This is a genomic window from Chroococcidiopsis thermalis PCC 7203 (assembly GCF_000317125.1).
GTDB lineage: Bacteria > Cyanobacteriota > Cyanobacteriia > Cyanobacteriales > Chroococcidiopsidaceae > Chroococcidiopsis > Chroococcidiopsis thermalis.
Genome location: NC_019695.1, coordinates 1333607 through 1357190 on the forward strand (window position 1 = coordinate 1333607; position 23584 = coordinate 1357190).

At 43.9% G+C, this 23584-nt stretch carries 20 protein-coding genes and 1 pseudogene; 8 read left to right on the forward strand and 13 right to left on the reverse strand.

Translation table 11 applies throughout. From position 1 onward, the window contains the following. Positions 1-10: 10 nt before the first annotated feature. The 3 genes from CHRO_RS05900 to CHRO_RS05910 form a co-directional block, all read right to left on the reverse strand. The gene (locus tag CHRO_RS05900; RefSeq protein WP_015153272.1) at positions 11-1087 is read right to left on the reverse strand and encodes a GNAT family N-acetyltransferase; all 1077 of its coding nucleotides are present in this window, start codon (positions 1085-1087) and stop codon (positions 11-13) included. Positions 1088-1151: 64 nt separating this feature from the next. Then, positions 1152-2042: a phytanoyl-CoA dioxygenase family protein gene (locus CHRO_RS05905; RefSeq protein ID WP_015153273.1), complete on the reverse strand. Its 891-nt coding sequence runs from the start codon at positions 2040-2042 to the stop codon at positions 1152-1154. A gap of 30 nt (positions 2043-2072) precedes the next feature. Beyond that, positions 2073-2708: a sugar transferase gene (locus CHRO_RS05910; protein WP_015153274.1), complete on the reverse strand. Its 636-nt coding sequence runs from the start codon at positions 2706-2708 to the stop codon at positions 2073-2075. A gap of 162 nt (positions 2709-2870) precedes the next feature. Between CHRO_RS05910 and CHRO_RS05915 the strand changes: the two genes are divergently transcribed. After that, on the forward strand, positions 2871-3848 hold the full coding sequence (locus CHRO_RS05915) for an NAD-dependent epimerase/dehydratase family protein (RefSeq protein WP_015153275.1): 978 nt from the start codon (positions 2871-2873) through the stop codon (positions 3846-3848). 40 nt (positions 3849-3888) lie between these two features. Further along, on the forward strand, positions 3889-4902 hold the full coding sequence (locus CHRO_RS05920) for an MraY family glycosyltransferase (protein WP_015153276.1): 1014 nt from the start codon (positions 3889-3891) through the stop codon (positions 4900-4902). On the opposite strand, the gene CHRO_RS05925 is transcribed toward CHRO_RS05920, so the two are convergent. The 7 genes from CHRO_RS05925 to CHRO_RS05955 all read right to left on the reverse strand — a co-directional run bounded on the left by CHRO_RS05925 (position 4886) and on the right by CHRO_RS05955 (position 13705). Beyond that, a complete protein-coding gene (locus CHRO_RS05925; protein WP_015153277.1) occupies positions 4886-6052 on the reverse strand; it encodes a glycosyltransferase family 4 protein in 1167 nt (388 codons plus the stop codon). The two genes, CHRO_RS05920 and CHRO_RS05925, sit on opposite strands and share 17 nt — an antisense overlap. Before the next feature lie 88 nt (positions 6053-6140). Then, positions 6141-7079, reverse strand: coding sequence for an SDR family NAD(P)-dependent oxidoreductase (locus CHRO_RS05930; protein ID WP_015153278.1), 939 nt, complete (start codon positions 7077-7079; stop codon positions 6141-6143). Positions 7080-7157: 78 nt separating this feature from the next. Next, positions 7158-8018, reverse strand: a complete 861-nt coding sequence (locus CHRO_RS05935; RefSeq protein WP_015153279.1) for a glycosyltransferase family 2 protein — start codon at positions 8016-8018, stop codon at positions 7158-7160. Between the two features lie 150 nt (positions 8019-8168). Further along, complete coding sequence (locus tag CHRO_RS05940) at positions 8169-9470, reverse strand: hypothetical protein (protein ID WP_015153280.1); 1302 nt, start codon at positions 9468-9470, stop codon at positions 8169-8171. 73 nt (positions 9471-9543) lie between these two features. Continuing rightward, entirely contained in the window at positions 9544-10680 is a 1137-nt protein-coding gene (locus CHRO_RS05945) for a glycosyltransferase (protein ID WP_015153281.1), read from the reverse strand. A 37-nt stretch (positions 10681-10717) separates the two neighbouring features. Next, positions 10718-12028: an oligosaccharide flippase family protein gene (locus CHRO_RS05950; protein WP_015153282.1), complete on the reverse strand. Its 1311-nt coding sequence runs from the start codon at positions 12026-12028 to the stop codon at positions 10718-10720. A gap of 207 nt (positions 12029-12235) precedes the next feature. Continuing rightward, entirely contained in the window at positions 12236-13705 is a 1470-nt protein-coding gene (locus CHRO_RS05955) for a DUF4832 domain-containing protein (RefSeq protein WP_015153284.1), read from the reverse strand. A gap of 636 nt (positions 13706-14341) precedes the next feature. On the opposite strand from CHRO_RS05955, the gene CHRO_RS31685 reads away from it, so the two are divergent. Beyond that, positions 14342-14494 carry a hypothetical protein gene (locus CHRO_RS31685; RefSeq protein WP_015153285.1) on the forward strand — a complete coding sequence of 51 codons (153 nt, stop codon included), beginning with the start codon at positions 14342-14344 and terminating at the stop codon, positions 14492-14494. Positions 14495-14510: 16 nt separating this feature from the next. Here CHRO_RS31685 and CHRO_RS05960 read toward each other — a convergent pair whose 3' ends face one another. The 3 genes and pseudogenes from CHRO_RS05960 to psbD all read right to left on the reverse strand — a co-directional run bounded on the left by CHRO_RS05960 (position 14511) and on the right by psbD (position 17327). Continuing rightward, entirely contained in the window at positions 14511-14696 is a 186-nt protein-coding gene (locus CHRO_RS05960; RefSeq protein WP_041462375.1) for a PCP reductase family protein, read from the reverse strand. A gap of 189 nt (positions 14697-14885) precedes the next feature. Next, the gene (gene psbC / locus CHRO_RS05965; RefSeq protein ID WP_015153287.1) at positions 14886-16286 is read right to left on the reverse strand and encodes a photosystem II reaction center protein CP43; all 1401 of its coding nucleotides are present in this window, start codon (positions 16284-16286) and stop codon (positions 14886-14888) included. Continuing rightward, positions 16270-17327: pseudogene (gene psbD, locus CHRO_RS05970) on the reverse strand (photosystem II D2 protein (photosystem q(a) protein)). The gene psbC and the pseudogene psbD overlap by 17 nt, the downstream one beginning before the upstream one ends. Positions 17328-17736: 409 nt before the next feature. Here psbD and CHRO_RS05975 point away from each other — a divergent pair. From CHRO_RS05975 to CHRO_RS05995, 5 genes are all read left to right on the forward strand, one after another. Further along, the gene (locus tag CHRO_RS05975; RefSeq protein ID WP_015153288.1) at positions 17737-18339 is read left to right on the forward strand and encodes a photosystem I assembly protein Ycf4; all 603 of its coding nucleotides are present in this window, start codon (positions 17737-17739) and stop codon (positions 18337-18339) included. Positions 18340-18464: 125 nt separating this feature from the next. Next, complete coding sequence (locus CHRO_RS05980) at positions 18465-19244, forward strand: peptidylprolyl isomerase (RefSeq protein ID WP_015153289.1); 780 nt, start codon at positions 18465-18467, stop codon at positions 19242-19244. Between the two features lie 51 nt (positions 19245-19295). Beyond that, a complete protein-coding gene (locus CHRO_RS05985; protein ID WP_015153290.1) occupies positions 19296-20480 on the forward strand; it encodes a beta-ketoacyl-ACP synthase in 1185 nt (394 codons plus the stop codon). A gap of 83 nt (positions 20481-20563) precedes the next feature. Continuing rightward, complete coding sequence (locus CHRO_RS05990) at positions 20564-21802, forward strand: PQQ-dependent sugar dehydrogenase (RefSeq protein WP_015153291.1); 1239 nt, start codon at positions 20564-20566, stop codon at positions 21800-21802. Positions 21803-21944: 142 nt separating this feature from the next. After that, the gene (locus CHRO_RS05995) at positions 21945-23354 is read left to right on the forward strand and encodes an amidase (RefSeq protein ID WP_015153292.1); all 1410 of its coding nucleotides are present in this window, start codon (positions 21945-21947) and stop codon (positions 23352-23354) included. Positions 23355-23584: the final 230 nt, after the last annotated feature.

Below are 23584 nucleotides of genomic sequence, written 5' to 3' on the forward strand. Positions count from 1 at the left end.
GAACTGTGCTTTAACTGTAAGAACGATAGACAGGAAAAAAGTCTGAGCTAAGTAGTGCTTCAGCTTGAGTATTTAAGACTTTCGCCCGTAAATTGACTAGATGATAGTACTTTTCTTCGTTTGTAATTAGTTTTAAAGTCAGAAAATCGTGTTTCTGCCTGGAAAACCCTGACTTGAAAGTATAGAGGCTGTCTGTAGTCGAACCCCCCACTCCGCCTCCTATATGTAGAAATTCATTCCCACGCTCTTTAGCCCAAAGGCGCACGTAATGTAAGAGAAAATTAAAAGGGGATTGGTGTAAATATTTGGTTTTCGTTCCTCCCAAATGAGCTTGAACAATACCATAACATTCAAAAAATAAGCTAGCACATGCGATTTCGTTATCGACTTCTACGATACCTAAATGAATGTTCTCTCCTAGTGACAATAAATCCTCAAAGTAAGCGCGGCTAAAGTAATAAAATTGCCTAGCATTGACTCGATTCATTGTCTCTTCGTAAATAGCAATAAATTCGTCAATATATTGCCTAAACTCGACCATTTTGCCAGTGAAACCTAGTCGCTTGCACTTATTAATAGTGCTTTGATGTCCTTTTCTTGTGTGCGCCCAAATTTCCGATTCAGAGAGAGTAAGATTTATGGATACAGTTTTTCCACTATCAGTTAAATATTCTGAGGGAAAAATCTCCTTGAAGCGATCGCTCAAAAGGGGATGCAATCGCAAAAAAGCCGAACATACGTCGTTTTTCTGCAAAAAGTACTTCAACTCATGCAGAGCAAAATCTACAAACTTTGGCGTATTTGCCGCTGCTTCACTCAACAAAATGCCCGGATAGCCATAGGGAGAGACAATATCAAAGCATTCTTCTTCGAGCAATTCTTGTGGTATTACATCATTACACTGACGTAGTAAATAAGGTACGAAGAAAATTTTATCACTATCAGTAACCAAAAAAGCATTAGCCATTGTTTCAGTTCTGTTTGACTCAATGCCGATGTACTCAGGTAGATGATAAACATCATGGCGGAGCTGTTGCAGAACTTTATGCCACAAGGGGTCTTGTGGATCGATGATTTGAATGTTCATGTTTGTGCAAAAGTTACCAGAGCTACGACCGTGCCATATCAGAACTGATATCCTATCTGCGCGATTAAGTCTCTATCTCCGACCAAAGTATGGGAAACACTGCTGGATCGCTAAAATCAGGATGACCGTTATGCAATTTGCGACATAAGGCTTCGTAGCCGATATGAATTTGTTCCCCTTTCTGATTCCAAAAAGGTCGATAATGGTTGCCGTCGTCTTGCATATGAACTGCCATTGCTAGCCGCAAAGAGTCACTGTAATTGGGAGAGCTACCATGTATTGTCAGACAGTGATGAAAGCTAACTTGACCTTTTTGTAAGGTCATTGGCACTTTTGTAATTTGTTTTCCTTGCTGACGAAACTTTTCTTCCAACTCATTCAAGTTCGGGTCGAAAAAATTCTTCATCAAATGAGTATCTTTCCACTTGTGGCTACCATCAATGACAATCAATGGACCGAGGGATTCGTCACAGTTCTGAAAAGGAATCCAGGCGGTGAGCAATTTGTCGGAACTGCAAGTAGACCAGTATGCTTTATCGGTGTGCCAGCCTACCACTCCGTTATGACTATCCTTAATTGTCGGTAGCTTACACAGCAGCGAATCAGCGAACAGTCGAATTCTTTTTGTTCTGGATAAACGCGCTGCGATCGCTGCAATAATTGGATAAAAGCCTAGTTCGTGGAGTTGCTTGTTTTGTAAGGAAACAAATTCGTTATTCCGAATGAAGCTTTTATCTTCCGGTTGCCAGTCACTATAAGCATTTTTTCCGAGCAGTGGAGTGTCTCGCTCTCCACGATAGTATCTTTCACTACCTAAAATTGCTGTGTCGAGCAGTTCATCTGGGAGTATCTGTTTTGAAATATACCAGCCATGTTCTTCGTAGAAAGCAATATCTGCTTCTGTTGGTAGAAGCGCTAGCTGTTCTTCCGAAAGCCGGAAGGCACAAGTTTCCATTTGCGATCGCTCCTTATAATTGTCTAATCATTAGGATGACAACTTATTTCCTGGACCTTTGAATTCTTCTGATGTGGTGTAACCTTCTTGATTAATTCCCTCTTGTTGCAGAACTTTAAACACGGTCAGAAATAAAATTTTTAAATCCAGCCACAAACTCCAGTTATCGACATACCAAACGTCGAGGACAAATTTCTCTTCCCAAGTGATGGCGTTGCGACCATTGATTTGAGCCAAACCCGTAATGCCTGGTTTCACTTCATGACGGCGAGCTTGTTCTGTAGTATAACGGTCGAGATACTTTACCAATAAGGGGCGGGGACCAATGAAACTCATGTCGCCTTTGAGAACGTTCCACAGTTGGGGCAGTTCGTCAAGGCTAGTTTGCCGCAGAAATTGACCGAAAGTCGTCAGGCGCTGTTCGTCAGGAAGTAAGTTTCCTTGTGTGTCTTGCTCGTCGGTCATGGTACGAAACTTGTAAAAGTTGAAAATATTACCGTCTTTACCTGGACGGGGTTGAGTGAAAATAACTGGAGAACCCATGCGAAAGTGAATGGCGATCGCAACACAAATAACTATAGGAGACAAGACGATCAGCGCGATCGCGGCAACAAAGCGATCGAGCAACAATTTAACTAATCGGCTTAACTGCTTGAGCCTGCGCATAAATAACAGCAGATTTACTTGAGTAGACGAAATAAATAATTAGGTATGATTTCTTCTGTCCGAACTGTAACAGAGTTTTTCTTATATTACAGTTTTTTAAGTAAAAAATAGTACTCTGTTACCTGATGGATTGTGCTATCGCCGTAAATGACGGGACTCAGTATGAACGCGATTTTGGTTACTGGAGCCACTGGCTTTGTTGCTAGCCATTTGCTACCCAGACTGCTGCAAGAGAAATTGCAGATTGTGGCAGCTGTACGAAACGATTCTGCACGACTGCCAGCCAACGTTACAGCCGTAAAAGTTGGTAATATTGACAGTAATACTGATTGGCATTCGGCTTTAAAGGGTATAGATATAGTCGTTCACCTAGCAGCACGCGCCCATATTCTTCAAGATAAAGCGTCCGATCCAGAAGCAGAGTTTTTGAGTGTCAATACCGAGGGAACGGTCAATCTAGTCAAGCAATCGATCGCCGCAGGGGTGAAGCGGTTCGTATTCGTAAGTTCGATTGGAGCAATGACCTCAAGTAGCGATCGCCCCCTCACGGAAAGTTCGCCCTGTCAACCAGATACGCCCTACGGTCGCAGCAAACTGCAAGCAGAACAAGCCATAGTACAGCTTGCTAGTCAAAGTGCTATGACTTGGACAATTTTACGTCCGCCTCTAGTTTATGGTGCGGGAAATCCTGGTAATATGGAACGGTTAATTAAACTCGTTCAAACAGGTTTACCACTGCCATTTGGTGCAGTTAAAAATCGTCGCAGTTTAATTTATGTGGGAAATTTAGTAGATGCGATCGCCTCTACCCTGAACCATCCCCAAGCAGCAAATCAAACATTTTTAGTCAGCGATGGAGAGGATCTTTCCACACCAGAATTAATTCAAAAAATTGCCGTCAACTTAAAGCACCCATGTAACATGCTGTCAGTTCCTCCAAGTTGGTTGCAACTGGGAGGAAAATTAGGCGATACCGTACAGAATGTTAGTAAAAAACAATTGCCTCTCAACACATCGACTATCGATCGCCTGCTAGGAAGTTTAGCAATTGATAGCAGTTACATTCAGAAGACTCTGAACTGGCAACCCCCCTTTACAGTTGATGCAGGTTTAGCACAAATGCTGCGATCGCCAACTTGACATACAGCAAATATGCTTTAATGGTTCTTCTTTACAGAATATGACTACCATGCCTTCGATCGTGTTGTCGGTCTTCAGCTTTGGAATTAGTTTCCTGACCGTGAATTTGATTAGACAGCGCTTTCGGCAGAGCTTACTAGATATTCCGAACGAGCGCAGTTCTCACACCCAGCCTACTCCCCGTGGTGGCGGCTTAGGATTTATTATTGCCTTCGCCATTACGAGTGCGATTGCTATGGGAAATAACTATGTTCATCTGTTTGCAGACGTACCATTAAATCTTAATTTAGTAATCGTCTGGTTAATACTAATTCCACTAGCTATTGTCGGAATTATTGACGATCGCAGTAACGTTCCCGCAGGCATTCGTTATTTGGTTCAGTTGGCTGCTGCTGGAGTTGCAGTGACTTATTTTGGTGCTTTTCCTCAGCCTTGGCTGTCGCAGTTTGGAGTTGTCGGGAGTATCGTAGCAATTGTTCTCACTGCAATTGGTATGACAGCGATCGTCAACTTCTACAACTTTATGGATGGGTTAGATGGAATCGTAGCTGGAACGAGTGCGATTCAATTAGGTTTTTTTGCCTTTTACCTACATCAACCCCTGTTGTGGTTTCTTGTAGCAGCGCTCGTAGGCTTTCTGTGGTGGAACTGGTCGCCAGCCAAGATCTTTATGGGCGATGCAGGTAGTACTGTTTTAGGTGCTACAGTAGCGATCGCTTTACTCAATGCTGGCGATAGCGCAGTACAGGCTTGGTCAGCCTTGGCTGTAACTCTCCCACTGGTAGGAGATGCAATTTATACGATCGTGCGTCGCCTCTTAAAGCGAGAAAATATTTTTCAAGCACATCGCAGTCATCTATATCAAAGACTACAGCAATCTGGTTGGTCGCATGGACGGGTTGCCGCTACGTATATGGGAATAACGCTCGCGATCGCGTTAGTTGTAGGATTTTATGGCTTAAAGGGTGCGATCGTGGGTGCGATCGGTACGGTAGCGGCGGGATTAGGCGGCGAAATTTATATGCGATCGCGCCCGATCAAGCAGGGGTCTTAACTTCGACAATTTTTTGCCCTAATGCTTCAGCATACAGTTGTTCGTACATTTCGATAATTTTTTGCAGCTCGTACTCATTCATCCGTTCTTTACCCCGTTGACCCATAAGCTTGACTTCTTCGGGGCGATCGAGTATGTGAGCCATAGCTTCAGTCAATCCCTTTACATCCCCAACCTTGACCAAAAGACCGCAGCCTTCTGCAAGTAGATCTTGGATACCGCGAATTTTCGTGCCGATCGCCGGAGTTTCCAGACACAATGACTCCATAATGCTCCTCGGTAGTCCTTCCCGCTCAGAAGCAAGTACTGTAGCTACTGAAGCACGAATCAAAGCAGGAATATCACGACGATAACCCAAAAAGTGTATTTGCTCGGCAATACCCAACTGGAATGCTAGCTGTTGTAATTTTGCCTGTTGCGGTCCGGTTCCAGCCAATGCCAAGTGTACGTCAGACCGTCTTAGCTGTGCCAATGCTTGCAAAATGTCTTGATGTCGCTTACCAGGGTTTAGTTCAGCAATTGATAGAAAAAGTGGTGCATTCGGTGCTAATCCTAACTCCTGGCGTACCATTTGGATTTCAGAATCGCTAACAAATTTGGAACTGTAGCGATCGCAATCTACTCCAATTCCTGGAGTATAGCGGAGTCGCTCGTCAGGAACAATCTGATATCGCTTGGCGGCTGCTTCATCCTCTCGGTTGATAACTATTAAGTAATCTGTCCAGGCTCCAGCCAGCTTCTCTAGGGACAGAAAAGCGGCATTTTTTAACAGCTTCCCACCGCGATAAAAGTGAAAACCATGAGCAGTGTAAATCACCTTCGGCTGACCCCGCTTTCTTAAATTCTTGAGAGCATATCGAGTCACAAAAGCCGCTACTGGAGTATGCACGTGAACTAGATCGTATCCTTCTTGCTCTACCACTTGTCGAATTTGTTGTGGAGCAACCATGAGATTTTGAAGTTGAAGAGGGTTGCGCGACCATTCTACTTCCCAGACGCGATCGAAAGCTTCCAAGCAATTCGTATTAGTTGAGATGCCTTGTGCCATTGCATCCACTCGCCAGCCTTTAGTGCGGAAATAGTGAACATAAGGGAAGAGAAAGGCATCAATCGTAGCTGGTACAGTGGTAACAATTAATAGTTTATTCATACTGAAATTATCTAAAATCTGTTAGTAACTTGAATAGGTTTTGGTTGAGAAAAATCTTTAATATAGACTTTAAGATTGAATTGAGCTACTAAAAATTTGACTGTAATAACTCTTGTAAACCCGTGCGAATACTCGTTTGGGGAGTCCACCCCAAATTTTGCAACGCCGTGTTGTCGGCAAGGCTGTGGCGAATATCTCCAGGGCGAACCTCTTGATGGATTGGTGTCAAGTGTTGTCCGCTCAAATCGTTAATTGCTTGGACAATTTCCAATAAGTTTGTTGCTATCCCTCGTCCTACGTTAACAGTTCTTCCTGCTGCTTTTGGGTGTTGCATCACTAGCAAGTTGGCACGAACCACATCAGACACATGAACGAAATCTCGGCTTTGAAGTCCATCTCCGTATATTGTTGGAGCATTGCCTTGAAGCATTCTATTACAGAATATAGAGATTGCTCCTGAGTATGGGCTGGATGGGTCTTGACGAGAACCAAAAACATTAAAGTAACGCAAACTGACAAACTCTAGACCAAAATTTCGAGCATAAACATGTCCCATGACTTCTGATGCCAGTTTATCTGCACCATAAGGAGTAATAGGACAAGCTTGCATTGACTCATGTTTTGGTAAAGTTGGTTCGTCACCGTATACCGCAGCACTTCCTGCAAAAATTGCACGACGCACGCCATGTTTGCGAGCTGCTTCTAAAACATTGAGGGTTCCACCATAGTTAACTTTCCCTGTTCCTACTGGATCTTCAACGCTTTTAGGAACGCTCACAACAGCTGCTTCGTGAAATACATACTCACATCCTTCCACAGCTGCATTAACTGCTGAAAAGTCCGTGACATCACCTATGCAAACCTCAACATTGTTTGAGTCAATAGAACTGAGGTTTTCGCGTTTACCAGTTGAAAAATTATCAAGAATCCGAACTTTATAACCTTCTTTAACCAGAGCTTCCACAATGTGGGAGCCTATGAAGCCACAGCCACCAGTCACTAGGATAGTTGTCTTTTCTCTACTCATGCTTATGTCAATTTTAGCAAGATGAATTTCACGGCATACCTGAATTTTTCTTCAACTTTTTACATTCATGCAGCAGTTTTATTTAACCTGGCACTCTGCAAAGACTTGCTGCCATTGAACTAATTCTGATTCGTCTAGTGTTTCTCCAATCCGGTGACGCAGTATCTGAAAATTTAAACTTGTAGTAATAGCAAATGTATCAACTAAAGCTTTAAAACCTTGTTCTACTACTCCAAAAGCGAATAAATATTTTTGCTCGGTAAAAGCTTTTTCAAGTAAAGCAGTTGAGATATTATACCTAGCAGTTAAAATTTTTTTTAATGATAAAGATTCGATACGATATCCTAGTAAGATATTGGGAAGGCAGGCAAAACAACTAATATTATAAGTGCGGAGTAAAAGATCGTAATCTTCCATTCTAATAGCCCGTGTTCTGTACTGGTTTTTACGAAACCATTCAGTTCTACCCATCCATGTTGGATGCGCAAGAGAAAAGCCAGCCCAGGGACGAGAACAGATTTCGACATGAGAAACTTTTGAAACCGACTTTCCTCTAGGATTACCTTCGCCGTCAAATACGAGAATTTGAGTTCCTAAAACATCAACTTTTGGATGCTTTTCTAAGTATTCTACTTGTAATTGCAGGCGCTCGCGATATGAAATATCATCTCCATCCATTCGAGCAAAATACTTGCCTTTACTTAAGCTAATTGCCTGGTTCAGACGACGAGGAAGCTTTAGGTTTAACCCATCTGAAATGACTTTAATTCGCGGATCGCTAAAGCTGTTTGCCACTTCTAAAGTTTTATCTTTAGAACCATCATCGATCAGAATGAGTTCCCAATTCTGGTAGGTTTGATTCACTATCGAATTCACTGCTGATGTCAGTACTTGTTCGCAGTTGAATACAGGCATTCCAATACTTACAAGTGGTTTCATTTGCCGTTACAAATTAAATTTCAACAAAAACTAGAACAAAGCCACAAATTAAATATACATTAATTATTGTATTACGTTTTACTGTCAAATATAACTGGGAATATAAACACAAATGAATTGAAAGCTTGTGAAAAAATCTTGTCTAAAAAGTTATTCAAGTTTGCGTAATGACATATTGCGCTCGTGCTGATTCTCGGATAGATGTATATGCTGTTGTACAAATAAGTAATGAAATCCAAAACTAATTATAGCCATAGTTCCAAACGTGACTAACAACGATACCAAGTCATAACCACAAAGCCAAATAGCTGCAAGCCTGGTTGAAACTACAAGTGAAGGTATACGACCTGAAAGCTTGTCTAACATACCCATGCACATTCCATACACGATCAATCCTGGTACTAACAGCCATAAACCCGTATTTAATAAGATTTCTTCTATTGCACCAACACCAAATCCCCATGTAGTATCCTCAACGGGTGTCCTAGCTAGTTCGCTTGTAAAATACTGTGCTGTAGACCAACCTTTAAACGGTACTATTGAACGAGGTACATAATAAAGCAAAGCGTATACATAGCCAGCTAGAGGATATGGCATGATATTTGTTCCTACTGGTTCTGCCATTTCTAGTGCTGTCTTCAAAATAGGACTTCTAGAGAAATCACCATTAATAGTTTCTCCAACTAAATCTAGTATCGAAGCATCAACATGAGAATACTGCCACTTAAAAATCGGTAAGAGAGCAGAAGCAGCTACTACTGCTACACATACAAAGACTGTAATTCGAGTAAGATTTATCTTTGTACGAAATAGTGTTAGAACCAGCAAAGGAACTAATATAGTATTCCTCTGACCTACTGCAAAAGTGGAAAAAATACTAGTTATAGCTAATCCTAATGAATATAACGATCCAAATTGTGTCTTAGCGTTAGTTAATCTCACATAAAAACCTAAGAAACATGTGGGAAAGTATAACAGGATAATAAAAGGACCTAATGCCTCTCCGATTTGCTGCCTGCTAAACCAAATAGATGGGTTTTGAGCAAATTGACGATATCCAAAAATAGCTAAAGCGATTGAGATCGAGGTTGTGATAAAGTAAAAAAGATTCTGTCTTTCTTTATTCAGGCTTGCATTTGGTTCTTGTATACCGAAATTGGTATATTTATTTGTTAAGGTAGCACCAAGCTCGAACAACCAGGGAGTAAACAATATTAAAGCAAATGCTTGTAATATTATTTTTTCATCTGCATTAAATAAAGGCAGAAAAAAATTGCTTTCATAGGGAAAATTTAATGCTTCTAACCCTAACCCGAGATCGTAGTAGAGAATAACTGAAATTGTAGCAAAATGAATTGTGGATGGCATCTCTTCATGACGCAGCCTCAAGTAAAAAGGACGTGCCGCAAATAGATGCGATATAAATATAGTTATAAAAACTAGCAATTTCATTGTTAAATTTCAAGTCGATCGAGAGCTTCTGTTGAAAAATTGCTTCTTAAGGAAAACCCAAAATATTTTTCAGTCACTGGGTGCAATTCTCATATAGATGAGCTAGTTGTTTGATGGAACTAAATATAGAAAAGTTATTAGCCCATTTTCGAGCATCAGCGGAGAGTTGTTTTCTCAGTTCCTGGTTTTCCAGTATTGATAAGATATTTTTACAAGCAAGTTCATCATTATTAGGAGGAAACATAAAAGGGTGATGGCTAGGCGAACATGCTTCACGAATTGTTGGTAAGTCGGTAGCAACAACAGGTAACCCAGCAGCAGCAGCTTCTATAGCAACAACTCCAAATCCTTCTTCAAGTGACGGCAGAAAGAACAAATCGGCAGTCTTCAAAAGTTCGGAAATATCTTCAACTCCCACCATCATTGCCATATCATTTCGTTCAGCTACTTTTTCCTTGAGTGTATTCAAAAGTTCGCCATGAGAACCCACCATAACAAAATATACGTTAACTCCATTCTTGCTCATTCGATCTGCAATTCTCAAAATTTGAGCATGATTTTTATGAGCAGTAAAACGAGCTACATATATAACTATAGGCTGATCGACTGGGAGATTAAATTTTTGGCGTACAGCTCTTTTGTCTACTTCTCGATCGAATTGGCTCAGCTCAATACCGTTGTACAAAATTTCATTATGCTTACCCAAACAGTTACAAATAGCTTGAAAAGCCTTTAAACTACTTTTTGATGGAGCAATAATGTGAGTTGCATACTTTGATAACAATCTTGTCATAATCTTTTGATAAATTGCACGTAGAAAACGCTTTTCGTGGAGGTCTGTTAGAGGATGCATGTGTGCTATTCTGGTGCAGACTTTTTCCTGATGTGCTAGATACAGTACCAGACCACTAAAAAGATATAGTTGAGCGTGAACTACGTCGTACGGACCATAATCGCGTAAAATCTGCTTGAAATTTCGAGCGTACAACCACGGTTGATTTGAATGCAGGCAGGGAATGATTCGACTACCTAAGGCGCGAATTTCGTTGTCGTAAGCGCACGGCTGAGTTGTGTGAACTAAAAAGTCTATTTGAAAGCGATCGCGATCGATGTGGCGTAGAACGTTGATTAACCATGTTTCAATACCACCGCGATTCATACCTCCAACAACTTGTAGAATGCGAAGCGGACGTTGATTGGATAATGTCATATTTAATTTCTCAAATTACGTTGGTATATTTTAGTTTTCAATTACATTCTTTTTTCAGAGCGTACAGTGCGTGGATATTCACACCTAAACTAGCCACTACTTGAACAATTGCTGCAACAAGTAAGGCAAATGCTGCTCCCAGCAGTCCAAATTTAGGAATTAACCACAAACAGGCTATAGCTGAGATAGTTGTCACGAAAACAAACAAAGGCATCTGAACGCGAAAATATCTGGCAGATGTCATGCCATAGCCAAAAAAAGAAGCTATAAAACTTACACCTGCCGCTACCATTAACCACACAAATAAATCTGCCCGCTCAGCATATTCAGGTTGGTAAAGAACTGCTAGCAGATGTCTTCCAGCCACAAAAGCTACTAAGACACAAACACCGCCTAAAGCAGCGCCAATTCCAGCTAAAGTACACAAAAGGTTGCGAAAAGCAGTGCGATTTCCTGCTGCATAATATTTTGCCAATCGCGGACAAGCAGACTCTCCTAGTGCACTCACTACTATGTTTCCTGCCATCATTAAGTATGCTATGGCAGCGAAAATGCCCAGCTCTCTTTCTCCTAAGTAATTTTCAATAAAATAGCGGGGAATGTTAGTGTTGAGCGAAATCAACATCATAACAAAACCTAGAGGAAGAGACAGCCATACTAATTGCTTTAATGTTTTCAAATCCCAGCGTGGCTGAAGCTGCACTTTTGCCCCGCTCAAGTCTCTACCTTTTGCGTCTTGTTGACTCGATTGGATACCATTTAACAGTGATGCACTACTACGAATATCGTATCCTAATAGTACTATAGCCCAAGCAACAGCTAAGCCTACTGTTCCCCATAAAGCACTTTTTGTGAAATAAACTCCAAAAGATAAGAATAAGAGTGATAAAGGACCTTTAACTAGCATTGAAATGGCAATGCGATCCATTCGTTCGTGTTGCTGAATCAAGCCGTAAAATACATCGCTGATAGCTTCACACGCTTTAGCTAAACCAACTACTAAAATTACCAACGATGTTTCAAAACGATACCCAGATATAAAAGTGATTCCTATAATAATTAACAGCGCCAGTCCGGTTGCAAGTAATCTTAATCCGAGGTAATCTCCAAAATAATATTGTTGTTTAGCATCTGTTGCCTGAATTGTTCGCAATTGCAAGTTTGTAAACATAATAACAGGCGCAGTTAGAGCAAATCCTAAAGTGAATTGCCCTAATATCTCTGGACTGCCTAGTTTTGCAAGCATGACTAGCATTCCCCATTGGCAAGCTGCATAAACAACGTTGCCAACAAACGTCCAAGAGAAGTTTTGACGCAACGTTGGTATCTTTGGCTGTTGAGCTGCCATAGCAAATGGATTTGTGTAAACTTATATATACTTATGCCTTTAGCACTATACCACCATCCATCTCACTATTTACATTGCTTTTTAAAAACAATGAAACTTAAACTAGGATCTATTTCAATCAATAAATCGACAGAACTCGATTTGATGCGATATTCCATCGATATCCAATCGATAAACTGATAATAAAACCCTTTTCAGGGATCGCGGTTAACGTAGTTTAAACACTTGAGTCCCAGAATATGTTTCTCCTGCTACGTTCGGACTGATGTTAACGCTTCTCAACAGCGAGTTATATCCTGTAGAAGGCTCCCAAACATTTTGATTGGCGAATCTGATCGAGTACTCTGGACGAGAATACAACTTAGGAGCAGGGTCAGGTAAATTTAACAACACCTGATATTCTCCTGAATTTATGTTTGCTGGAATCCCACATACTATATCTATTGTTTTGGTTTCACCAGGCATCCACCGACGTACAGACTCTGCTACGGGAATATAGTATTGTTGTCCTGTTTCCCGATGCCTCAAAATTACTTCTAGACTACGAGGATTATAGGGGCTAGCCCAGCCATCATTGGTAATTCTAAAACTCATTGAAAACGTACCAGCAGGTTTGACTTTGTCCACAATAGCTGAATCTATTAAGCGAAAGCGATAGCCTAAGCGCTGTTGAATTTCGTTCATGCAGCCTTGCTCTCTCCAGCTCTGATAGACTGGTACTGAATAATTTCCATTAGCATTTACTGTCATTCCACTCCAGTGCATTCTGGCAAAGTCAGTTAGCGCTCCTGGACAATCATCCCATTCCGGCGGGTCGCTGGGTCCAGCAGGTTCTCCACCGTGTACTACATATTTAGTATCAAGGTTTAGCCATGCTTTTTCTTGCTCCATTACCTCTAGATTACCGCTATACGTTCCCCAATCACTTTTCGTAGAGCGAAAAGCATCATTATGGTGTCCCGTTCTCGCTCTATTAGAGCCATTGAAAGCTTCTTCAGACGTAAGAGGAAGATCGTTATCAAATATCTGCTTTTTATATCCCAAAGTCCGTACAACCATCATGCGATTTTTTGGTAGGACAGACAATATCTTTAGCGCTACTTTTTTAGCATCATTAGTAATTTTTCCTGTAGTATGATCGGTAAAGTTATGAGTTGAATGATGCCATTCTCCCCAGTAACCAATAAACCCTGCTTCCATGTAAGCAATCACATCAGAGTTTGCTCTTAAAATTGGCTTCAACTGATCGAGATGAGAAAGCATTAGACTCGATGGAGCATCAGGACCACCTCCTAACCAATTGTAGGTAAACCGTACAATCATTTTTATCCCAGCCTTTCTAACTGTTTTTAAATCATTTGATATCATGTCAAGATAAGGCTGCGAAATTGGTTTATCTCGAAAATCTGATAATAAATAGTATCGTCGAATTGTAGATAATTTTTCGCGCCTAACTTGTTGTAGCTCAGAAAGCTGTAGTGGAGGAGCTGGATTATTATCGAGCGGTTCCATCGATTTGTAGAACCCTCTTTCTGGGTTGGAAAAGTTTTCTGAACTACCTTCATAAGTGGTAGTAACTCTAGGAACTGGAGCCGCAGTACAGGAACCTGCGATCGCCATAGTTGCTAGTAGAGCCGTAGACAGTTTCAAGTTTTTTACTACGTGCTGAATTCTCATAACATACCTCTGGAAAGTCATATTTTTTCTGACAGTTACTTATCTAACTTGTTGTTATCAAAATAACCGTAGTAAAGGCTGTACAAAGTCATTAATAGGGGTACTCTGTACGCTTCAAGTTTTATTTACATAGATCGATTACAAATTAAACTTAACTTTATATTGGATCGGTAACCAATAGAAATTACACTGATTTATTAGATAGCGAAATTATACGGAAAGAGCAAATTTATTAAATTATCTATATACCAAAGCCAGAATCTACCTAGAATGACTAACTTGCATTCTTTACTAGCACCTAAATTTGCTGAAAATTAGCAATTTATTGGTTTTTGTTAGGAAATACTAGTAAGTTTGAAGGTTTGGTATGCCATTCACATCAAATTGAAATAATAGAGGAAACTACATATTTTTCTATGTGAGGCTGTTTGACGGCTCAACCTACGTCCGGCTGCGGTCGGTGGAAACCCGTAATCTTCGGTATTGCAAACGCTGGTTACGGATAATCGAGCGATCGCCAGTCATGATGGTGGCTACTTATGTTAATATGAAGAGTTATAAGCGTATATAAGCCTCTAAACCGTAGCTATCGTAAACATAAATGTGGAGAACTGCGGAAATCAGAGGAAGAAAAAAATGATTATTGTTAGTTGTGCTGCTGCTTGTATTGCCCATACTGCGTTAGCTAGTCGTGAAACCGCAAAAAAGGTAACGCATGTCAAAAAATGCACTTGGCAGCAAAATAGCGAGAGCTTGAAGGAAAAGCGCGATCGCACTCACAAACCCTAAGATCGAGCTAGGTTTCTTATTGTCCAAACTCTAACCTGGCTTGTTCGACAATCTCTGCTGTAACAATATCTTGACCCCGCGATCGCGTCAACTGTTCTATGCGCGAGATCGCCTGAGAACGAACAAAAAAGGGAATCTTTTTTAACTTAATTTGGGCTTCATTCGTCCATTGTAGGCGATCGGTTAAGTTTGAATCTGACATGGTCGTCACCATCAACTGAGATTGGAGTGAGCAAGAAGCAATAACTGCGATCGCACCTCGCTAGCGTAGCTTTTTTTGCACCATATAAAAGATTCTGTCATAAAACTCGTGCCATGCGAAAGGCTCCCGCTCTAACGCAGGAGCCTTATCAATTTAGGGTGGAGCTTAACTCCAACCCCAAGTATTGTTTTAGTCTAATTCGCCCATAGCCATTACTGGTTCAGATTCGCGGTTAATACCTTTCTCAAAACCAGCAGCCGCAGCGCGAGCGCGACCGGCGTGCCATAAATGACCGACTAGGAAGAAAAAGCCTAGTACAAAGTGAGAAGTAGCTAGCCAAGCGCGAGGAGATACATAGTTAAAGGAGTTAATCTCCGTAGCCACACCACCCACAGAGTTTAGAGAACCCAGAGGTGCGTGAGTCATGTACTCAGAAGCGCGACGTGCTTGCCAAGGCTGAATGTCGTTCTTGATCTTTTCTAAGTCAAGACCGTTGGGACCACGTAGTGGCTCCAACCAAGGACCCTTGAAATCCCAGAAACGCATTGTCTCACCACCAAAGATGATTTCCCCTGTAGGAGAGCGCATCAAGTATTTACCCAGACCTGTAGGACCTTGAGCAGAACCGACGTTAGCACCCAAGCGTTGGTCGCGGATCAAGAAAGTCAAAGCTTGAGCTTGAGAAGCTTCTGGACCAGTAGGACCGTAGAATTCGCTGGGATAAACGGTGTTGTTGTACCAAACCATACAGGAGGCGATAAAGCCCATCAGGGATAAAGCACCCAAACTGTAGGATAGGTATGCTTCACCAGACCAGATGAAAGCACGACGCGCCCAAGCAAAAGGCTTGGTGACAATGTGCCAAATCCCGCCAGCGATACAAGTCAAACCAACCCAGATGTGACCGCCGACAACATCTTCTAAGTTGTTGACGCTGACAATCCAGCCTTCGCCGCCAAAAGGAGACTTCAGTAAATAACCAAAGATAACTGCGGGGTTGAGGGTGGGGTTAGAGATGACGCGAACGTCTCCACCACCAGGAGCCCAGGTGTCGTACAAACCGCCAAAGAACATGGCTTTCAGTACCAGCAACAAGGCTCCACATCCCAAAATAATCAGGTGGAAACCAATGATGCTGGTCATTTTGTTCTTATCTTTCCAGTCGTAACCAAAGAAAGAGGAGTACTCTTCTAAAGTTTCTGGACCGCGAATCGCGTGGTAAATTCCACCAAATCCCAACACGGCGGAAGAGATCAGGTGTAATACGCCAACGACGAAGTAAGGGAAAGTATCGATGACTTCTCCACCAGGACCTACACCCCAACCGAGAGATGCCAGGTGAGGCAGCAAGATCAAACCTTGCTCGTACATTGGTTTTTCTGGGATGAAGTGAGCGACTTCAAATAAAGTCATTGCTCCTGCCCAGAAAACAATCAAACCTGAGTGGGCAACGTGAGCGCCCAAAAGTTTACCAGATAAGTTGATCAATCGGGCATTACCAGCCCACCAAGCAAATCCTGAAGATTCTTGGTCGCGACCGCCACCTAAGGTCAAGCCGCGATTAAACGATGAATTATAGGGCGTTTCCACGGGGTAGAACCTCCTCAGGGAACTCGAAGTTTTCGTGGGGTTGGTCTTGAGGAGCCATCCAAGCACGGATGCCCTCGTTAAGCAGAATGTTCTTGGTGTAGAAAGTCTCGAACTCGGGGTCTTCTGCTGCCCGCAGCTCTTGAGAGACGAAGTCGTATGCCCGCAGGTTCACCGCCAAGCCGACGACTCCCACTGCACTCATCCACAGTCCAGTTACAGGCACGAACAACATGAAAAAGTGCAACCAGCGCTTGTTGGAAAAGGCAATCCCGAAAATCTGCGACCAGAAACGGTTTGCCGTCACCATCGAATAGGTCTCTTCCGATTGAGTCGGGTTGAAAGCGGGGAAGGTGTTGGAGCTATCGCCGTCTTCAAACAGGGTGTTTTCCACCGTCGCCCCGTGAATCGCGCACAACAGCGCTCCACCTAGTACTCCCGCTACTCCCATCATGTGGAACGGGTTGAGCGTCCAGTTATGGAACCCTTGGAAGAACAGCAAGAAGCGGAAAATTGCCGCGACTCCAAATGAAGGTGCAAAAACCAGCCGGACTGTCCTAAGGGGTAGAGCAAGAAGACGCTGACAAACACCGCAATTGGTCCAGTGAATGCTAATGCGTTGTATGGTCTGATGCCGACCAAGCGAGCAATTTCTAGCTGCCGCAGGCAGAATCCAATCAGCGCAAATGCTCCGTGTAAGGCGACAAATGCCCACAAGCCGCCGAGTTGACACCAGCGCGTGAAGTCCCAGTTCGCTTCTGGTCCCCACAAGAACAGCAATGAGTGTCCCATGCTGTTGGCTGGGGTCGATACGGCTACGGTTAAGAAGTTGGCTCCTTCCAGGTAGCTGCTAGCAATCCCGTGGGTGTACCACGAGGTGACGAATGTGGTTCCGGTCAGCCATCCACCTAGTGCTAGGTAGGCGCAGGGGAATAATAATAGCCCCGACCAGCCGACGAATACAAATCTATCGCGCTTGAGCCAGTCGTCGAGAACGTCAAACCATCCTCTTTGACTCGGTGCGCGTCCTACTGCAATTGTCATTTAAAATCCTCTGGGTTTACTAAAAATTGCAACGCTTTTTGAGGAATTAACTTTTTGTTGACTAGGAGATGGTTTAGATCCAACTCCGCAGGCAAGAAAATCGTTGTAGTAACTAACGCCTTTCTCACTAGAATGCCATGTCAGTGTTGCCGCGAAAAGCAGCAACTTGACAGCACGGCTGATTAATGTTTCTTAATCGATCGCAGTGACCGCACCTCAAGCCCAATCCACAAAAGCGGATTGAGTGTTTAGTGTTAGATTATAGTCTAATCAAATATGAGAATTTTTACAATTTGACACAAGTTTTTGCAGTTCTCTCAGATTGTTCGCAGTTGAACCAGGCAACTTACTGTGTGAATAATAAGAGTGGAAAACCGCCTTCAGTAGTTTAACTGAGCAGGGTAGTGACATGACGGCATCAACAACCACCAATTCCGGCGATTCGGAAGCTAAAGCAAATAAAAATAGTACCTCCAGCTGCTTGAATCAAAAAGTTTTAGGTTCGCGACGATTCAGCAATTACTGGTGGGCTACAGTCGTTTCCATCGGTGGGATAGGCTTTTTCTTGGCTGGACTTTCTAGTTACTTGCAAATTAATTTAATTCCATTTGCCGAGCCGACCCAGCTCGTTTTCATTCCCCAAGGGATAGCGATTGGATTTTATGGAGTGGCAGGTCTGCTGCTAGCGCTGTATCTGTGGGGCATGATTTTGCTGGACGTAGGCGGCGGCTACAATGAGTTTGACAAGGAGAAGGGTGAATTTCACATTTTTCGGTGGGGATTTCCTGGGAAAAACCGCCGCATTGAAATTAAAGCCCCCATACAAGATATTCAAGCTGTGCGTTTAGAGATTAAAGAAGGCTTGAATCCCCGTCGAGAACTTTATCTACGAGTCAAAGGAAGACGAAATATTCCCTTGACGCGAGTAGGTCAACCCTTATCTATTACAAAGCTAGAGAACGATGGGGCAGAATTGGCTCGATTTTTAGCTGTGCCGCTAGAAGGACTGTAATTTCATCAAGTAATTTAATTAAAAATTCAGAATTTGCCTGGGGAAACCGGAGGTACCCTGGTAAAGCGTTCGGAAGGAAGATTTAGCCTTTTGAATTTTTTTACCTATAGCGATCGCAGAGGCAAATGCAGTTAAAAGTTCAGCAGTGGTTGGTTTTAGTTCTCATTATTGGTGGGTTATGTTTGGCAGGATGTACGCCTAACCAAGTGGCGAATTCTGCTTCCCCCGATAATACGGCAGCTGAAACCACACCTGTACCTGCAATTCAAACAAGTAGCGTTCAAATGAAGAATTTACCAACTCTAGAAGGAACGGCGACAGTTGTGATGACGGTGAAGGGGCAACCAATTACTATCGAGGTAGATGGTAAGAATGCCCCTCTAACGGCAGGAAATTTTGTCGATCTAGTACAGCGGGGTGTCTATGATGGACTCGTATTCCATCGAGTCATCGGTCCCCAGAGCAGACCACCAGAACAACCTTTTGTAGTCCAAGGAGGAGACCCGCAAAGCAAAAACCCCAATTTTTCACCTCAGCGTCTAGGAACTGGCGGTTTTATCGATCCAAATACAGGAACAGAACGTCAGATTCCTTTAGAAATTAAGCCCACAGGGGCAACAGATCCGATCTACAGTCGGACGCTGAAAAGTGCGGGAGTCAGAAAACAACCAGTTTTACAGCATCTTAGAGGGGCTGTCGCTATGGCGCGATCGCAACAGCCAGATTCCGCCTCTTCTCAGTTCTATTTCGCCCTTGCCGATTTGAGTTTTCTCGATGGGGATTACGCCGTCTTTGGTAAAGTGACTAGCGGTATGGACGTGGTAGACAAAATTCAACAAGGCGATCGCATTGACTCTGCTAAGGTGACTGAAGGCAGTGACAAGCTGAAAAACGGTGGCAAATAATTAATCTCTGGGCGCACGCCGTGCGCCTACTCTTAACCCTCACCCCAAAGCGTGGAAGTTGTTGTCACAGGTATTAGTCTCATTTCCAGCTTGGGAAAAAGCTTAGAAACTAGCTGGGAAAACTTAATACTCGATCGCATCGGCATTAGCTTACAGCAGCCTTTCCCAGAACTAGAGGCTAGACCTTTAGCACTGGTTGACGAACAACCAACTAATGCGATCGAGTTAACTCAATTAGCAGTAGCAGCTGCTCTAAAAGATTCAGGCTTAGAATCACCTTTACCAGACTGCGGGGTAGTCATCGGTTCTAGCCGCAGCCAACAAGCAGTTTGGGAAGAGCTGATAAAGTCAAAAGTTGAAAGTCAAAAGTCAAAAGTTGCTTCAACTCCCGACTCCCGTACGGGCAGGTTTCTAAACCCGCCCCTACCGACTCCCGAATTCTTAGAAATCTTACCAAACGCAATCGCCTCAATAGCAGCAAGACAAATTGGGGCAACAGGTGTAGTATTGTCCCCAATGGCAGCATGTGCTACGGGGATTTGGGCGATCGCTCAAGGGAGTTTATTAATCAAAACTGGGCAATGTCACCGGGTAATCGTTGGCGCAGTGGAAGCGCCGATTACCCCCTTAACTTTGGCTGGATTTGGGCAGATGGGCGCGTTGGCAACTACTGGCGCTTATCCATTCGATCGCTATAGAGAAGGATTGGTGTTGGGGGAAGGTGCATCTGTATTAGTACTGGAATCAGCACGAGCAGCCCAGCAGCGTTCGGCAAAAGTTTACGGTCGCGTTCTAGGTTTTAGCTTGACAAACGATGCTTTTCATGCAGCTCAGCCAGAGCCAACGGGGAAAAGCGCGATCGTGGCAATTAAGCAATGCTTGGAGCGCGGTAATCTTACACCACAAGACATTGATTACATTCACGCACACGGTACGGCGACCCAGCTCAACGACAAGCGCGAAGCACAAATAATTCAGTATTTATTTCCTCATGGAGTTCCCGTAAGTTCCACAAAAGGAGCCACGGGGCATACTTTGGGAGCTTCTGGGGCGATTGGTACGGCATTCTGTCTGATGGCATTACGCCATCAAATATTACCGCCATGTACGGGACTGCGATCGCCCCAATTCGATCTCGATCTAATCGTCACGTCGCGAAAAGCAGCACTCAGGCACGTACTCTGTTTGAGTTTTGGCTTTGGCGGACAGAATGCTGTTTTAGTCTTGGGCAAATAGGAGCAAATAGGTTCGCCGCGAACGACATTTTTCTGTCACATTCATATATCACTCTAGAGATAAAAAACTATTACAGCCAAATTATGAAAGCAAAGATTGACGGTTGGATGAAAGGAGTAGGGAGTGCGATCGCCCTATTAGCCATTGCGAGTTGTTCTCTGACACAACAGCCTAACGCCTCTACGACTGCACAAACGACATCGCCCAATTTATCATCGAGCAATCTTAACGTATCTGACAGTGGGAATGTTGCTGTTGCTCAGGGCATTCAAAAAACAACTGTAGCAGAAGGCTTAGACCATCCGTGGAGCCTTGCATGGCTACCAGATGGAGCGATGTTAATCACCGAGCGATCGGGACAATTGCGAATTATGCGGGACGGGAAGCTCGATCCCACACCGATTGCAGGAGTTCCCGAAGTCCTTACGGGCGGACAAGCTGGTTTGATGGAGATCTCAGTTCATCCGCGCTTTGCTGAAAATCGCTTAGTCTATCTAACATATTCCCACGGCACAGAGCAGGCAAACCGCACCCGCCTCGCCCGCGCTACATTTGACGGGAAAAGCTTGAGCAATCTGCAAATTATTTTTGAGGTTTCCCCAACTAAGTCTGGTCTGCAACACTTCGGTTCGCGGATCGTCTGGCTGCCTGACAGTACTATGCTATTGGCGATCGGTGATGGTGGCAACCCACCGATTCAACTCAATGGCGAGTTAATCCGCCAACAAGCGCAAAACCGCCGCAGTCGTCTAGGTAAAATTGTGCGGCTCAACGATGACGGTTCGATCCCACAAGATAACCCCTTTGTGAAATCTACTGATACTGAGCCTGCGATCTGGAGCTACGGACATCGCAACATTCAAGGCTTAACCTTCGATCCAGCAAATAACCGTGTATGGTCAACAGAACACGGTTCGCAGGGTGGTGATGAAGCCAATCTCGTGCAAGCAGGCGGAAATCATGGTTGGCCGATCGTCACGTATAGCCGCGAATATAGCGGAGAAGAAATTACTAAAGAGCGATCGCGCCCTGGTATGGTAGACCCCAAACTGGTATGGACACCATCGATCGCACCTTCGGGTCTAGCATTCTACAGTGGGGGCAAATTTCCGCAATGGCAAGGCGATTTATTCGCAGGTGGACTCGTCTCTCAGGACGTGCGGCACATTGACTTAGATGCTCAGGGTAATGTGGTCAACCAGCAGGCGATCGAGATCGGTCAGCGCGTGCGCGACGTGCGCCAAAGTCCCGACGGATTGCTGTATGTCTTGACGGACGATAACAACGGGCAGTTGATTCGTCTCGAACCTACTGGAGGATAGGCAAGCTAAAAATATAGTGTTTCTCATGTAGGTGTAATACATGCGTAGGGGCGCACAGTTTTGCGCCTCTAAAGATCTATGTACCTCATTCAACTGAGAATAGCTATAGCAACCGAAACACAAAAATCAAAACTGTAGAATTATGAATTCAATCGATCTAGCATTTGCTCCAGCTCTAGAACAAGCACGGCTAATTCGACATAAGGAAGTTTCGCCACGGGAGTTAGTGCAGCTTTATTTAGAACGAATTGAACAATTCAATCCGCAGTTAGGTTGCTATTTTACGGTGATGGCAGAAATGGCGATCGCCCAGGCACAAACTCAGACAGAAATGCTAGCTGGCACTCAAGATCCGGCTGAGTTACCGTCTTTTTTTGGCGTACCGATCGCCATTAAAGATATGAATCCCGTGGCTGATGTCCCTTGTAGTTATGGCAGTCCAGCACTGCGCGATCGCGTCGCGACTTACGATGATGCCGTAGTCGCGCGGATGAAACAAGCTGGATTTATTATCTTGGGTAAAACCGCCACTTCCGAATTGGGTTCTTTTCCCTATACAGAGCCGATGGGATTTCCTCCTGCCCGGAATCCTTGGAATCCAGAATATACACCAGGGGGTTCTAGTGGGGGATCGGCGGCGGCTGTAGCCGCAGGATTGTGCGCGATCGCCCAAGGTTCGGATGCAGGTGGATCGATTCGCGGTCCCGCCTTCTGTTGTGGTTTAGTAGGCATCAAACCAGCACGGGGACGGGTCTCCTATGCACCATTGGGAGATCAATTAAGTGGTGTCGCCGCAAACGGTCCTATTGCCCGTACTGTCTCCGATGCTGCTGCCTTACTAGATGTGATGTCAGGATACGTGACGGGAGATCCGTATTGGTTGCCAGCCCCAAATCCCTCTTTCTTGGCTGCTGCGATGCGATCGCCCGATCGCCTGCGGATTGCTTTCACCAACTCGCTACCCCAAATTGGAACCGCAGATCCAGTCTGTCAACAAGCAGTTTTGGGTACGGTGAGGCTATTGGAAGCAATGGGTCATCAAATAGAAGAAGGCTGTCCTGACTTTACGGGATTAATCGAGCCATTTACTGCTGTGTGGCAAGCAGGCGTAGCTTATGCTGGACTACCAAAAGAAATCTTGCAACCGATGAATCAGTGGTTGCTCGAACAATCGGGTTCTGCCGGAGATTATCTTCGTGCTGTCGCGCAGGTACAAGTCATTGCCAGACAGATTGTGGCATTTTTTGACTCAGTAGACGCGCTAATCTTACCTACATACATGCACCCACCAATTCGAGTCGGCGAGTGGGCAGCATTAAGTCCAGAAGAGACGCTACAAAAAATCATTAATTGGGTTGCTCCCTGTCCGCCTTTTAATGCTAGCGGACTACCCGCGATCGCTATTCCTACTGGTTTTGCGCCTAACGGTTTACCCATCGGCATTCAAATTGTCGGTCGTCCTACAGCCGAAGCTACCATTATTGCGATCGCCGCTCAACTCGAAGTCAATAAATTCTGGAGTCAGCATCGACCAGCTATTGGTAATGAGTAAGTCAAAATTCAAAAGTCAAAATTCAAAAGTCAAAACTGAGGAGTCAGGAGTCAGGAGTCGAGGAAGAAAGCAGAGGAAGCAACTCAAAATTCACGTATTCACGCACTAATTCCGAATTCCGAATTCCCCCTACACCCTACACCCCACACCCTATTCATCACATACCACGCACTCCTCACTCCTCACTCCTCACTCCTCACTCCTCACTAATGTAATATTTCTGATTCGAT

What these genes read in the sequence shown, in the direction of transcription:
- CHRO_RS05960 (WP_041462375.1), bottom strand. Translation starts at nt 14,696, where the DNA reads ATGTCAGATTCAAACTTAACCGATCGCCTACAATGGACGAATGAAGCC.
- CHRO_RS05935 (WP_015153279.1), bottom strand. Translation starts at nt 8,018, where the DNA reads ATGAAACCACTTGTAAGTATTGGAATGCCTGTATTCAACTGCGAACAA.
- CHRO_RS05950 (WP_015153282.1), bottom strand. Translation starts at nt 12,028, where the DNA reads ATGGCAGCTCAACAGCCAAAGATACCAACGTTGCGTCAAAACTTCTCT.
- CHRO_RS05915 (WP_015153275.1), top strand. Translation starts at nt 2,871, where the DNA reads ATGAACGCGATTTTGGTTACTGGAGCCACTGGCTTTGTTGCTAGCCAT.
- CHRO_RS31685 (WP_015153285.1), top strand. Translation starts at nt 14,342, where the DNA reads ATGATTATTGTTAGTTGTGCTGCTGCTTGTATTGCCCATACTGCGTTA.
- CHRO_RS05910 (WP_015153274.1), bottom strand. Translation starts at nt 2,708, where the DNA reads ATGCGCAGGCTCAAGCAGTTAAGCCGATTAGTTAAATTGTTGCTCGAT.
- CHRO_RS05980 (WP_015153289.1), top strand. Translation starts at nt 18,465, where the DNA reads ATGCAGTTAAAAGTTCAGCAGTGGTTGGTTTTAGTTCTCATTATTGGT.
- CHRO_RS05995 (WP_015153292.1), top strand. Translation starts at nt 21,945, where the DNA reads ATGAATTCAATCGATCTAGCATTTGCTCCAGCTCTAGAACAAGCACGG.
- CHRO_RS05975 (WP_015153288.1), top strand. Translation starts at nt 17,737, where the DNA reads ATGACGGCATCAACAACCACCAATTCCGGCGATTCGGAAGCTAAAGCA.
- CHRO_RS05930 (WP_015153278.1), bottom strand. Translation starts at nt 7,079, where the DNA reads ATGAGTAGAGAAAAGACAACTATCCTAGTGACTGGTGGCTGTGGCTTC.
- CHRO_RS05900 (WP_015153272.1), bottom strand. Translation starts at nt 1,087, where the DNA reads ATGAACATTCAAATCATCGATCCACAAGACCCCTTGTGGCATAAAGTT.
- CHRO_RS05920 (WP_015153276.1), top strand. Translation starts at nt 3,889, where the DNA reads ATGACTACCATGCCTTCGATCGTGTTGTCGGTCTTCAGCTTTGGAATT.
- CHRO_RS05990 (WP_015153291.1), top strand. Translation starts at nt 20,564, where the DNA reads ATGAAAGCAAAGATTGACGGTTGGATGAAAGGAGTAGGGAGTGCGATC.
- CHRO_RS05925 (WP_015153277.1), bottom strand. Translation starts at nt 6,052, where the DNA reads ATGAATAAACTATTAATTGTTACCACTGTACCAGCTACGATTGATGCC.
- CHRO_RS05940 (WP_015153280.1), bottom strand. Translation starts at nt 9,470, where the DNA reads ATGAAATTGCTAGTTTTTATAACTATATTTATATCGCATCTATTTGCG.
- CHRO_RS05955 (WP_015153284.1), bottom strand. Translation starts at nt 13,705, where the DNA reads ATGAGAATTCAGCACGTAGTAAAAAACTTGAAACTGTCTACGGCTCTA.
- CHRO_RS05945 (WP_015153281.1), bottom strand. Translation starts at nt 10,680, where the DNA reads ATGACATTATCCAATCAACGTCCGCTTCGCATTCTACAAGTTGTTGGA.
- CHRO_RS05905 (WP_015153273.1), bottom strand. Translation starts at nt 2,042, where the DNA reads ATGGAAACTTGTGCCTTCCGGCTTTCGGAAGAACAGCTAGCGCTTCTA.